This window comes from Pseudomonas marginalis (genome assembly GCF_008692035.1).
Classification (GTDB): domain Bacteria; phylum Pseudomonadota; class Gammaproteobacteria; order Pseudomonadales; family Pseudomonadaceae; genus Aquipseudomonas; species Aquipseudomonas marginalis.
In genome coordinates, this window is record NZ_VTFG01000001.1 from 453,426 (window position 1) to 466,035 (window position 12,610).

At 55.5% G+C, this 12,610-nt stretch carries 8 protein-coding genes and 1 pseudogene; 8 read left to right on the forward strand and 1 reads right to left on the reverse strand.

What is annotated here, in order from left to right:
- The first annotated feature begins 60 nt into the window (after nucleotides 1-60).
- The 4 genes from FX984_RS01830 to FX984_RS01845 all read left to right on the forward strand — a co-directional run bounded on the left by FX984_RS01830 (nucleotide 61) and on the right by FX984_RS01845 (nucleotide 4,740).
- Nucleotides 61-849, forward strand: coding sequence for an SDR family NAD(P)-dependent oxidoreductase (locus FX984_RS01830; protein ID WP_146476391.1), 789 nt, complete (start codon nucleotides 61-63; stop codon nucleotides 847-849).
- A 211-nt stretch (nucleotides 850-1,060) separates the two neighbouring features.
- Entirely contained in the window at nucleotides 1,061-2,461 is a 1,401-nt protein-coding gene (locus tag FX984_RS01835) for an aspartate aminotransferase family protein (RefSeq protein WP_108573125.1), read from the forward strand.
- Between the two features lie 56 nt (nucleotides 2,462-2,517).
- Nucleotides 2,518-3,885: a glutamine synthetase family protein gene (locus FX984_RS01840; protein WP_108573123.1), complete on the forward strand. Its 1,368-nt coding sequence runs from the start codon at nucleotides 2,518-2,520 to the stop codon at nucleotides 3,883-3,885.
- A gap of 177 nt (nucleotides 3,886-4,062) precedes the next feature.
- Nucleotides 4,063-4,740 carry a dTMP kinase gene (locus tag FX984_RS01845; protein ID WP_223841583.1) on the forward strand — a complete coding sequence of 226 codons (678 nt, stop codon included), beginning with the start codon at nucleotides 4,063-4,065 and terminating at the stop codon, nucleotides 4,738-4,740.
- Here the strand turns inward: FX984_RS01845 and FX984_RS01850 are convergent.
- Nucleotides 4,693-6,474, reverse strand: a complete 1,782-nt coding sequence (locus tag FX984_RS01850) for a sensor domain-containing phosphodiesterase (protein ID WP_146476390.1) — start codon at nucleotides 6,472-6,474, stop codon at nucleotides 4,693-4,695. The two genes, FX984_RS01845 and FX984_RS01850, sit on opposite strands and share 48 nt — an antisense overlap.
- Nucleotides 6,475-6,750: 276 nt before the next feature.
- Between FX984_RS01850 and solA the strand changes: the two genes are divergently transcribed.
- From solA to FX984_RS01870, 4 genes and pseudogenes are all read left to right on the forward strand, one after another.
- Nucleotides 6,751-7,959 (forward strand): N-methyl-L-tryptophan oxidase, encoded by a 1,209-nt coding sequence (solA, locus tag FX984_RS01855; protein WP_098479519.1) that lies wholly within the window; start codon nucleotides 6,751-6,753, stop codon nucleotides 7,957-7,959.
- Nucleotides 7,960-8,937: 978 nt separating this feature from the next.
- Nucleotides 8,938-9,437 (forward strand): annotated as a pseudogene (locus FX984_RS01860) (histidine phosphatase family protein); the annotation flags it as partial.
- A 276-nt stretch (nucleotides 9,438-9,713) separates the two neighbouring features.
- Nucleotides 9,714-10,484 carry an SIR2 family NAD-dependent protein deacylase gene (locus tag FX984_RS01865; protein WP_146476389.1) on the forward strand — a complete coding sequence of 257 codons (771 nt, stop codon included), beginning with the start codon at nucleotides 9,714-9,716 and terminating at the stop codon, nucleotides 10,482-10,484.
- A gap of 232 nt (nucleotides 10,485-10,716) precedes the next feature.
- Complete coding sequence (locus FX984_RS01870; RefSeq protein ID WP_223841584.1) at nucleotides 10,717-12,582, forward strand: ATP-dependent nuclease; 1,866 nt, start codon at nucleotides 10,717-10,719, stop codon at nucleotides 12,580-12,582.
- Nucleotides 12,583-12,610: the final 28 nt, after the last annotated feature.

Below are 12,610 nucleotides of genomic sequence, written 5' to 3' on the forward strand. Positions count from 1 at the left end.
TTATCAGGTTTATTAGCCTAATTTCCACTTCTATTCCAAATGAAGTCCGTGGGGAACACCATGTTAAATACTGATTTGAGGGGGCATGTGGCACTTGTCAGTGGTGCCGGCAGTGAAGCGGGTATTGGCATGGCGATCGCTCGCAGGCTAGGTACAGCGGGTGCGAGATTGATCATCACCGCCAGTAGCCGCCGCATCGAGGAACGCGTTAAAGAGCTGCTCGCAGAAGGGTTTGAAGTGGAGGGCAGGGCGGTTGACCTCACCGATGAACGTCAGGTGCGGGAATTCGGCCTCTGGGCGGTGTCGGTCTGGGGGCGGGTCGATATTCTGGTGAATAACGCCGGTATGGCCATGCAAGGCAGCCCTGAGGTTTTCTCGGAGTTGGCGAGTATGGAACTGCATGAGTGGAACCTTTCACTGGCCACAAACCTAACCACCGCTTTTCTTCTGACGCAGGCTGTTTTGCCCGCTATGAGGGCGCGAAGTTACGGGCGCATTGTCAATATCAGTTCCACCACGGGCACCCGCGGGAGCAACCCGGGCGAAGCCGCTTATAGCGCTGCCAAAGCCGCGATGGTGGGCATGAACATGGGACTGGCACTTGAAGTCGCCAAGCACGGGATTACTGTCAACAGCGTGGCGCCCGGATGGATCACCACGGGCTCAACCACGCCGGTTGAAGCAGAGGCGGGGCGCTTTACCCCGATCGGGCGGGCAGGCAGTCCCCACGAAGTGGCGGCGGCGGTTGCATTTCTGGCGTCTCCAGAATCCAGTTACATCACCGGTGAAGTTATCGTGGTCGATGGCGGTAATTGCCTGGTCGAGAATAAAGCCCCTCAATCCGGTTAATGACGTTTGAATGAACATCTGCGCGATATATCAAGGCTGTATATCAGCTGGCAATGTAAATAGTTAAAGCCAACACCCACGTTATAAGTTTGCGGAGCGATATTCACCCAATATTCGGGAGCTGTTGCTGCACCTGGAGAATGAGGGCGTGTGGCTTATCTATACGGCAACGAAGTTTAACTAAGGTGATACTTAACAAAGGGTTCTAATCATGTCGAACAGTGGAGTTGGTGAATCAGCGATTGCTGCCTTTGCCGCAGCCGAGCGTGCCCGTTTTATAGAAAACAACCCAATGTCAATGGCGCTGGCCAAGCGTGCCAAGGCGGCGCTGTTCAACGGTGTGCCCATGCACTGGATGAGCGATTGGTCGATGCCTTCGCCGCTTTTTGTCCAGCGTGCCAAAGGTGCCCGCTTCACCGATGTCGACGGTCATGACTACATAGACTTTTGCCTCGGCGACACCGGCACGATGTTTGGCCACTCACCTGATCCTATCGCCCGCGCCATAGCCGAGCAGGCGAACAATGGCTTGACCACGATGCTGCCCGGCGAAGACGCGGTGGTCTGCGCTGAGTTGCTGGCCCAGCGATTTGAGTTGCCTTATTGGCAAGTTACCGCCAACGCTACCGACGCCAATCGTTATGTGCTGCGCTGGGCGCGCGCTATCACCCAGCGCAATGTTCTACTGGTGTTCGACGGCTGTTATCACGGCACCGTGGATGACGTGATGGTCCGTTACCGAGAGGGCAAGACCGTGCACCGTTCGGGCCTGGTGGGACAAGCCTACGACTTGACCCAATACAGTCGATCCATTCCCTTCAATGATGTCGCTGCACTGGAGGCTGCTTTAGCTCAGGGCGACGTGTGCGCGCTGATGTGCGAGCCGGCGATGACCAATATCGGCATGGTCCTGCCCGATCCGGGGTTCATGCAACAGTGCCGCGAGCTGACGCGAAAATACGGCAGCCTGTTGGTCATTGATGAGACCCACACTATTTCTACCGGCATCGGTGGATGCACGCGCCAATGGGATTTGAAGCCCGACTTTTTCGTAGTGGGGAAACCCATCGCCGGTGGCGTGCCTTGCGCAGTCTTTGGCATGACCGAGCACGTTGCGTTGGCCATGCACGATGCGCAGAAAAGCATCAGCGAAGCGAGCGGCGGGCATGGCCACAGTGGCATGGGCACCACCTTGTCCGCCAACGCACTGGCGATGCGCTGCATGCGCGTCAGCCTCGAAGAGGTCATGACCGAGTCTGCGTACCAGCGCATGCTGCCCCTGGCCTCAAGACTGGCCCAGGGATTTCGAGCGTTGTTCAAGCGGCACCAACTGAACTGGTCGGTAACCGAGTTGGGGGCTCGTTGTGAGTTTCAATTCTGTGCCACCTCGCCCAGAACCGGCGCGCAAGCCGAGGCGGCTTTTCATGACAGCCTTCAAATGGCGCTGCATCTCTATCTGATCAATCGCGGGATCCTGATCACGCCTTTTCACAACATGACCCTGTGCTGTCCGCAAACAAGTGAAGGGGATGTCGACAGGCTGATCGGTGAGTTGGATAACGCGCTGACCGCGCTGCTTGCCTTACCTGGAGCGCGGGTTATCTGTTCATAAGTTCCATTGTTCTTGAATACTGTCCAGTCGCTTGAATGAGCGCCAAGAGGTGTGACATGCAATTTGCTGATAAAAAAGAGGCCGAAGTTTATCTGGCCGCCCACCCTGAAGTGCTGAGCATCGAGTTGTTCCTTCTCGACGCGAACGGTGTTCCGCGAGGCAAACTGCTGCATCGCGACGAACTGCTGGCGATCTACGCAAACGGTCGGCCGCTGCCAAGTTCCATTCTCGCCTTGACCGTGCAGGGTGAAGACGTCGAAGACACAGGCCTGGTCTGGGATGTCGCCGATGCCGATTGTTGGACATACCCCTTGGCGGGAAGCCTGACCCTGCAACCCTGGCGCACCAACCCCACCGGCCAGGTGCAGGTGAGCATGCACCCGACCCAAGGTATTCATGCCGCACCGGCAGACCCGCGACACGTACTGGTGCATGTCATTGACCGACTCAAAGCCGATGGTTTCCACCCGGTAATGGCCGTTGAGCTGGAGTTTTACTTGCTGGACCAGCAACGCGATGCCAACGGTCGGCCGCAGCCAGCGCAGCAGACCAACGGCATCCGTCCCCAGGCACCGCAGGTTTATGGCCTATACGAATTGGAGCAGCTGCAACCCTTTCTTGATGACCTCTACGCTGCGTGTGCGCTACAGGGCCTGCCAGTCAGGACGGCCATCTCCGAGTACGCTCCAGGCCAAGTCGAGTTGACCCTGGAACATCGTTTCGACGCACTCCAGGCTATTGATGAAGGCGTACGTTACAAACGCCTGGTAAAAGGTGTCGCCAACAAACATGGGCTACAAGCCTGCTTCATGGCCAAGCCGTTCAGTGACCAGGCCGGGAGTGGCATGCATTTGCACGTCAGCCTGGCCGACGAGGAGGGTAACAACCTGTATGCGAGCGAAGACCCACAGGGTACGCTCCTGTTGCGTCACTCGATTGGCGGGATGATGGCGACCTTGTTTGACTCGCTGGCGATATTTTGCCCCCATGCCAATTCATATCGCCGGTTCCAGGCCGGCAGTTACGCGCCACTGGCCAAAAGTTGGGGCGTCAACAATCGTACGGTGTCGTTCCGCGTGCCCGGCGGGTCAGCAATCAGTCGGCACATCGAACACCGCATTTGCGGGGCGGACGCCAACCCGTACCTTGCCGCTGCCGCATTACTCGCGGGGATTCACTACGGCATCACCCATCAAAGCGATCCCGGCCCGGCGATCGTGGGAAATGGCTATGAGCAGGCGACCGATTTTCTACCCACCGACTGGCTGACCGCGTTGCAGGCCTTGCAGGATTCAACCTGGGCACGCGAGGCGCTGGGCGCCGAATTCCTGAAGGTGTATCTGGCGATCAAATGGCGCGAGTTCCGTCAATTCAACGCTGAAGTCGGGGAGCAGGACTGGCGCTGGTACCTCACTCACGCATGACTGATGGGCGATAACCGATGCTCACCAGCGGTTGTCAGCGTGGATTTGGGACCCGTGAGCCAAAACAAGGGTAGAGTGTTCATCACTTTCTGTTCATAGGGCCTTCGCGCAGTCGCACCGAGCGGTTCCAGCGTCCGGACAGGGCAAAAAAACGGTATCTCAATTGTTAAGTGAAGAATGAATCGTCCGCTGTTTATTTCTCTGGATGGGCCCAAGGGCACCGGCAAAACCACGCTGTTGGAGGCCGTTACGAAAGCACTGAGGGCAGGCAACAAAAAGGTGATCCGGCTTTGCGAGAGAAAAAGCGATCCGTACCGGGAGGGAACAATGGCGCTTGTTAACCAGCTCGTCAGAAGTCCCTCCCGGGACTTGGAGCTGAGGGTGTGTGAACGCTTTGCTGACAGCCGTGCCTGGATTTCCCGGCAGGTGCTGGCTAAACAGCCACCAGGCAGCATCATCCTGATCGATCGCTGGTACCCGTCGGATGCCGCGTTTCGCCGGATAATTCCGTTTGCAGAGATCCTGCAGTTGAACATTGATCGAAACGTGCGAGTGCCAGACCTGCATGTCGGGATTGTCACCGCCCCTGAGATTTCATGGGCGAGGGCAGCGGCACGACGGCGTGGGCTGAGCAGCACGGTGATCCATAAGCTGGAAGAACATAGCGCGTGTACCCAGGCATTCGAGCGAGCGTTGGCAGATCACGGTTGGGTTTTGTGCCGTAATGAAGGCACGATCGAAGACGCAACAATGCAGGTGGTGTCCGCGATCTATAGAGTCCTTGCTTGCGCGTCCCCGGCAGTCATTCTACCGGCCCCGACCTCCATCGATTCCTTGTGCTATCCAGGCTTCTAATGCCTCGGCGCTCATAGGCTTGGCTATCAAATAACCCTGTGCTTCGGAACATCCCCACTGTATTAACAGGTCCAGGATTTCCTGATTTTCTACGCCTTCTGCAACCACCCGGTAGCCGAGCCCCTTAGCCAGTCCGATCAGGGTTTTAACCAGTTGCTTGTCATTTTGATTGCTGCCCAGCCCGCTGATCAGAGATTGGTCAAGCTTGACGGTATTGGCCGGGAGCTCCTTCAAATAAGCCCAGTTGCTGTAGCCGGTGCCAAAGTCATCAACAGCAACCTCTACGCCAAACTTACGGACACGCTCCAGTTGCCGGATGACTTCTTCAGGGTTGGTCATGAGCATGCTTTCGGTAAACTCAAGTTCAAAGCCAGCTGGGTCCAGGCCGTGCTGTTGAATCTCATGGATCATCGAGTCGACGAATTCGGCGCTTTCAAGATCGCTGACGGTAATGTTCATCGCTATCCGCAGGCGCACACCTTGCGCTTTCCAAATAACCGCTTGCTGGATGATTGCGTTGAGCACCCACAATCCAACAGAAGGTATGAGTGCGGTTTTTTCAGCCAAGGGTATGAATTCAGCAGGGCTGATGGGCCCCAGTAAAGGATGTGTCCAACGTAATAGTGCTTCTACTGAATGACACCGTCCTGAGGGCAGTTTGATTTTTGGCTGGTACACCAGGCTGAACTGTTTGTCGGCGCTGACCGCCTCCGGCAACGAACTCAACAACATGAACGCGCGTTGTTGAGCCGCATCAAAATGGGGTTCATAGCGCGACCATCCCAGCCTGCGGTCACGCGCCTCATCCGCAGCGCTGACCACCAGGCGAAGCCAGTCTTGCTGGAGCCCTGAGCTATGAATAGGCAGGACGCCAATCCCGACTTGCATGAGTATGGGGATGGCGTGGCATTCGACAGGCTTTTTGAAGTCCTTGAGGATGTTTTCACAAATGTGCTCGGCCGTTTGATCCTCCTCAAGGAGGAAACCAAACCGCGTCGGGCTAATTTTATAAAGTAGACACTGTGGCGGTAATAGTTTTTGTAGGCGCGCTTTGATTGCCAGGACCAAGTCTGTGGCAAAACTGTAACCCAGCGCCTTCACGATATCGTTGAGGAACTTTGGCGAGATGATGTCAACCGCATACGCTTGGCACGCGCTGTGGGTCTTTAGCGCTTGGCGTATATCCTCCTCAAACCGGAGTCGATTAAATAACCCTGTGGGTTGGTCGACGAAGTTTCGAGAGCGCATGCTGTGGATGTGCATCATCACCAGTTCAGCAAAACCGCTGAGCATCGCGCTATCACGCTCACTCATAGCGGCACGTGAGACTGTATCAATGATGCACAGGCTTCCCAGCGTAAAACCCTCTTCGGTAATCAGTGGGGTGCCTGTGTAATAACGAATATACGGAGGCCCCGTTACCAGGGAATTGTCTTTAAAACGGGGATCAAGCGTCGCGTCCAATACCTCCAGCGGGGCGTTATCCAGCATCGAGTAAGCGCAGAAGGACACTTCTCGTGGTGTCTGCGTCTCTTCAAGCCCTACGCGCGCCTTGAACCATTGCTGATGCTCATCGACGATCGAAATCAGCGCTATGGGGGCGTTGAAGTAAGCAGAAACCATCTCGACGATTTTATCGAAGACAGTATCGTACTCGCTGTCAGCTGGACAAAATTTCGCGACCTCTTTAAGCCGTTCAATTTCATTCGGCGGAATAGGAGCGCCTGCGCCCATGACAATCCTCGGAGTGGCTGTGTTTATGTGCACGGTATCAGACAGTGCCATCATTATGATGTTGTTTTTTCTATTCCTCTGATAGCTCAACGGTATGCAGGCAGACGGCCTCTCCTGCGTTGCCGGGAGAGGCGCGTGTTTGGACTCAGCACTGCGTAGTATTGCAGCAGCAGAGCGGCCGGTGATGCTCGGTTGATAATATGCATATGCTCTTTTAGTCGTTGATTCTTAATCGGCTTCACTTTCAACTGGCTTCTTTTTGACAGGTGAGAGTTGATGTCCGAGCGGTGTGATGTAGTGGTACTGGGATTGGGGGCCATGGGGGCCGCTACGGTGTATCAGTTGGCGAAGGCGGGTGCGAATGTTGTGGGTATCGACCGCCATCACCCACCTCACAACCTGGGCTCCAGCCATGGCGATACGCGTATTACCCGGCTTTCGGTGGGTGAGGGCGCGCAGTACGTTCCCATTGTGCGCAATTCCCACCGCATCTGGCGCGAGCTTGAGCAATTGTCCGGGGAGTCGCTGTTCGAACAGTCGGGTCTATTGGTTCTGACTTCAAGTCCCGAGTTTGACCCCAGCGATAAAACCGACTTCACATTGCGCACCATCGGCCTAGCACAGGCCTATGGCATCGAGCACGACGTTTTATCCGCCGACCGGATTCGCCAGCGCTTTCCACAATTTGCCAACGTACACGACACTGCCATCGGCTATTTCGAGCCAGGTGGAGGTTTTGTACGTCCTGAACGTTGCATTGATGTGCAGCTCAAATTGGCCGAGCAACACGGAGCAATCCTCTACAAAGGCGAAACCGTCACTGGGATTAGCTCGAATGAGCAGGGAGTCCATGTCACTACGAATCTGCGCACGCTCTTTGCAAACAAGCTTGTGATTAGCGCCGGCAACTGGAGCGGCGGTTTGCTGGGCGAGCCGTTTGACAGCCTGCTCAGCGTCTACCGGCAGAAGCTGTTCTGGTTCGGGCTGGAGGAGGGCGCCGAGTGGGTGGATCACTCACCGACGTTTATCCTCACTCACGGCCGTGGCGACGACAAAATCAACTACGGCTTTCCCGCATTACACGGCGAGGGCAGCCTGAAAATCGCCACCGCGCAATACCACACTACTTCGTTGCCGCAAACAATGGATCGTACGGTCTCGCCGGCGGAAGAGCGGGACATGTATGAGCACCAGGTGCGCGGCCGCATCGTCGGTGTGACCTCGAGCGTGGTCAAGTCTGCTGTCTGCGCCTACACCGTGACGCCGGATCGCCATTTCATTATCGATGAGCATCCGTCGTGGCAGCACACCTTGGTGGTGTCCGCCTGTTCCGGTCACGGCTTCAAACATTCCGCCGCGTTGGGCGAGGCGTTTGCACAGTGGTGCATACGCGGTTCGACCGACTTGGATCTCTCGTCTTTCTCCCTTAAACGCCTCGAGCGCTATCATGGACGTGAAGCCGGATTCACGGTGCCGAGTACGTAAGCGTTCCGGGAACACACTCATGAATCTTGATTCGCTGAGAAGTAAGTCAAGCATCAGCGTTCCCTCCGGCGATGAGTAATGCCGTCAGGTACGAATCCAGCACCTATGATAGCGATGGTGCACCGCAGTAGGCGACGAGAGCGGGAAGTGGCTGAGCCTGACACACGATTATACAAGTGGGCGATGTCATTTGTTCATAAGCAGCTCATGAGCCTGAAATTACTGGCTAACCTCTCTAAAAATTAACGCGCCTGTTCATCGATTGATGTTCATAGACCTAGTTTTCCCCGCCGTCCTTACCCTCATCGCCCAACCTCTGACGGTTCCAGTCCAGAGGGTGATTGATACTGATTTTTTAAAAACATGCTTTGGGATCTGGTTGGAAATAGAGTAGTCACTGTCACACAGGCGAGGGCAGGTACGTCCTCGTCGATCTCAGCAACATCGCCGATGCGGACTTAGTTGCACGTCTAGATAATTTCTGGCTTCACGGGGGGATGCATTCGCAATGCAGCTCCAGAGCCATTGAGTATGACGACCCTCTTGGCGCCTCCCCATCTTGGCGGACTGATGGAGGGGCGATGCAACACCTGGCCGCTTGATCTCGACCGTATAGGCTATCTTCAGCACGACTTGTACCCTGGCCGTCTATTCGTTCCAGCGCTCCCTGGCTTTCAACAAGCCGAACTCACTCCTCGCGACGGGCAGTTGGAGATCAAGGTGGACGAGCAAGTCGTAGCGGACCTTTGTTATTGGAACGCGGGTTGGGGAGGCGCGCGTCCGATGAAGTTCGGTGGTAACTGCGGTACGGCACTGACGTCTCGCGGCACGAGCTACCAGGAGGGGCCTGTCTTGCCAGAGGGAAGGTTACGCTCATTCTATCTTTGGCATAGAGTCTTAACCTACGACCAGACGTCATCGTTTGGGGATGGCGAGAGCACTGCGAACGCAGGGGCCGCGTCTAAAGATCACGCAAGCATCCCCTTGACTCTGAAAGGCCTGGAGCAAGCGGGTTCTATGCCCAGCCCGACCTGATAATCTCGTCTACGTTTACCCGCGCTAAAGCCACCGCTGATGCGACCATTACGCGCTTTCCGATGACAGCGATAGAGATTTGGCCAATCCATGAATTCACCTACTTGGCACCTAGCCGCTGTATCAATACCACCGGTGCTGACCGCAAAGCCTGGGTTGACGAGTATTGGGCGAAAGCAGATCCAACGTATGTGCACGGGGAGGGCGCAGAGTCCTTTGTGGACTTCATTCAGCGTGTGCAGGTGTTTCTAGATCGTCTTGCCTACGCGCCTGGTAACCAGGTTGCGGTTTTCTCGCACGGACAGTTCATGAGCGCCCTTGCCTGGCTGTTGGTGCGCCTGCCAACCTGCCTTAACAGCGAGATGATGCAGGATTGGCGTGCGTACGAAATTGAGAACCACATCGAGAACTGCTGGGGCTATTCGATCGCCGAGGCGCCTGATGGCACCGTGTCACTGGGCCATGTGCTCAACCCTCACGGTGTACCCTTTCGCGATGGCGAATTGTTGTCGGTATGCGGCACTATGCTCCTGTACGCCGGCAAGCTTCCCGTTGAGGCCGAAGGCTCTGAGTCGCCGGTGAGCGATCAGAAACCAGACCAACCCACATTTTTGTGATAGCAGGTACGCCAAAGCTCGGGGAACCAAGACTCCTCTCAATGCGCGTCCGAGTGTTCCCGTGACACCTGCAGAATCAATACAAAAACGCCGGAATTCAACATGTCCATAGAACTGGTTGCTTCATGGCTGCGCGCCGCTAAGCATGTCGTCATATTCACGGGTGCTGGAGCATCTGCAGAAAGTGGTATTCCCACTTTTCGCGATACTTTGACAGGCCTGTGGGAGCGATTTGATGCCTCAAAGCTGGCCACCGCTGAGGCATTTCGTGCTGACCCAAACCTCTGCTGGGGCTGGTATGAGTGGCGGCGTATGAAGGTTGTCCAGGCGAGCCCAAACCCGGCTCATTGCGCGATCGCACAACTGGCCGATCTCGTTCCCAAAGTCACGGTCATCACGCAGAACGTTGATGATCTTCACGAGCGAGCTGGGAGCCGTGACGTAATTCACCTGCATGGCAGCCTGCATAGACCCCGGTGCATTGACTGCTATACGCCGTACTCTCAGACGTTGCCATCTGTGGTTCTCCCCGAGGGGGGGGCCAGGATAGATCCACCAGTGTGTGACGTATGCGGTGGTTATGTCCGACCAGGTGTCGTCTGGTTTGGGGAAATGCTGCCAGAGGCCGCATGGGCGACGGCTATGGACGAGGCACAAGCGTGCGACATGTTTTTATCGGTAGGAACATCCGGCATGGTTTACCCGGCTGCTGAGTTGCCAATGCATGCGTTGAGGTACCGGGCAACGGTCGTGCACATCAATCCGCAGAGATTTGAGATAAGCCATGATGAGTATTTCCTACAAGGGCGGGCGTCTGAGGTGATGACAGATCTGCTGGCTAAGGCGTTCGGCGGTTTGCTGCTGCAGCCATGATTCACTTACAGGGCTCACGCCAAGGCTTACGTCGTAACGCACCGACGGGACGATCAGGTATTGCACCCCTATGAGGTGCCGGCAGCGCTACCAACTGAACAGTCGATGCCGTACAAGCCGCCACCGGCCTTACTGGGTCATCGTGTGTTCAATCTCCGCTTCCCTTATACTGGCCAAACGCTACATCTCCCGCCGTCTCGGTGAGCTTTGAAGTATTGATAGGAAGGAACCGATGCAAGACCTAGTGAAGCCAGAGTATGGGATCGAAGTACGTGAGGACGTAACAGTGGTTAAGCGAATTTTCCGCAGATCCCGAGCCGCCGATACGCTTAAGGATGAAGTTGAAGTAGCGCAGATCTTAGATACGGCAGTCGCCTTCCCAGATACACGCTCAAGCCGGGCGAAGCGGTGGAGCCCCTTGGAATCTATTGCAGTCCAGAATTTCAAGGCAGCTAAGAACGCGGTCATCCCGCTGGGGAAGGTAACCATTTTAGTCGGGCCAAACGGGTGCGGTAAATCATCCGTGCTCCAAGGCGTCCACTGGGCAGCACGCGCCGCGAGTTACATTCTGCCCAAAAATACGAAGGAAATGATTTCCTTCGAGCGGTTGGACTACATACCTTCAAGCGATCCGCTCTCGATGCTTCACAACGGTCAATTAAAGCCAGGCGCGATCTCGACACCTGTTGAAGTCGCATTCAACCATGTCAAGGCAGGGGAGGATGTGGTTCAGACTGTGGTGAAACTCCGGGCGGCGAGAAACAAGGCAGGGATCACTGTCCATATCGATGGTGGAAACGCGGTTACGCCATACAAGCAGCGCTATCAGTTTCTCACTACCTACATCCCCGGGCTTGCTGGCCTCTCAGAGAAAGAGACCATCCTGGCACAGCCATCGCTTCGCCGACAGGCCGCCAGCGGCGACGCCGGGGGTGTACTACGCAATATCCTGCTTAACCTCAAGGCACGCAAAGCAGACGAACCAGACGGTTTAGCTGGGGAAGAGCGTTTGAGGCAACTCAACCAGTTGCTCCAAAAAGTACATCCCTCCGTGTCCATCGATGTGTCATACAATGACCGGGAAGATTTCCACATCTCGGCCACGGTACAAATGGATGGGTACAAGAGGCCGCTTGAAACAGCCGCCACAGGCATCCTCCAGACCATCCAGATTTTCGCCTATCTCATATTTTTCGAGCCTAAGCTCATGTTGATTGATGAGCCCGACGCGCATCTTCATCCCAATCGGCAAGAGCGACTTATTGAAGCCTTGGAGCAAGCGGCGGACGAACATAACACTCAGATCATATTGTCCACGCACAGCCCGCATGTGGTTCGTGCCGCTAGCTCCTCAACGAAACTGGTCTGGATGAGTGGTGGTGAGGTCAAGACAGACGATGACGAAGCAATCCGTCGATTGCTCGGATGGGGGGGGTTGGATAAATCTGTTTTGTTTTTCATCGAGGATGAAGACGACAAGCCACTCCGGGCAATTCTCCGCCAGTGGCCGGAGCTTAGCCGACAGCTGTCGTTGTGCCGATGCTTCGGGATTGAAAACCTTCCAAAAGACAAACTACTTTCTGGCCTGCTGGTCGATGGAGAAATCGACGTAAGCGCTGTTATCCATCGAGATGGGGACTTCATGACATCTCAGGAAGCATCCAAATGGGCTGCAGCATTCAGCACCAGAGGGGTATATCCATGGACAACGGAAGGGTCGGACATCGAGGGATATTTTTGTTCAGCGGCATATTTGGCAGCGTTGTATAAAATTCCGGTTGAAGAAGCGGAGCGCTGGCGGGAGGCTGCGTCCAAGGCGGTTAGCGGGGCCAGAGATGCCTTTATCAAAAAACGTCTAGTAATCAACCGACTAATCTGGCCCAACGGTGGTTCACCGGAAGCCAATGATTTATGGACACAGCAAGCTGGGCCAAGTCCTGCCACAGTCAAGGGCAAAAAGCTGTTGGGACAGATCAAGGTTGTTGCGACCAAGAATGGCTATAACGCCAATCTGTTGAACACCTTCACCATTCCAGAGGGGTTTACGGTGGCGCCGGATCTCAAACAGATATTGGAGAAAGCGATAGCAAGGGTGTAACTGCGTCCCTGGCTGCAAAAAATCCTCG

Bases quoted from the DNA above. Each gene is read 5' to 3' on its own strand.
- FX984_RS01845 (WP_223841583.1), top strand. From the start codon at position 4,063: ATGAATCGTCCGCTGTTTATTTCTCTGGATGGGCCCAAGGGCACCGGC.
- solA (WP_098479519.1), top strand. From the start codon at position 6,751: ATGTCCGAGCGGTGTGATGTAGTGGTACTGGGATTGGGGGCCATGGGG.
- FX984_RS01830 (WP_146476391.1), top strand. From the start codon at position 61: ATGTTAAATACTGATTTGAGGGGGCATGTGGCACTTGTCAGTGGTGCC.
- FX984_RS01850 (WP_146476390.1), bottom strand. From the start codon at position 6,474: ATGGGCGCAGGCGCTCCTATTCCGCCGAATGAAATTGAACGGCTTAAA.
- FX984_RS01870 (WP_223841584.1), top strand. From the start codon at position 10,717: ATGCAAGACCTAGTGAAGCCAGAGTATGGGATCGAAGTACGTGAGGAC.
- FX984_RS01865 (WP_146476389.1), top strand. From the start codon at position 9,714: ATGTCCATAGAACTGGTTGCTTCATGGCTGCGCGCCGCTAAGCATGTC.
- FX984_RS01835 (WP_108573125.1), top strand. From the start codon at position 1,061: ATGTCGAACAGTGGAGTTGGTGAATCAGCGATTGCTGCCTTTGCCGCA.
- FX984_RS01840 (WP_108573123.1), top strand. From the start codon at position 2,518: ATGCAATTTGCTGATAAAAAAGAGGCCGAAGTTTATCTGGCCGCCCAC.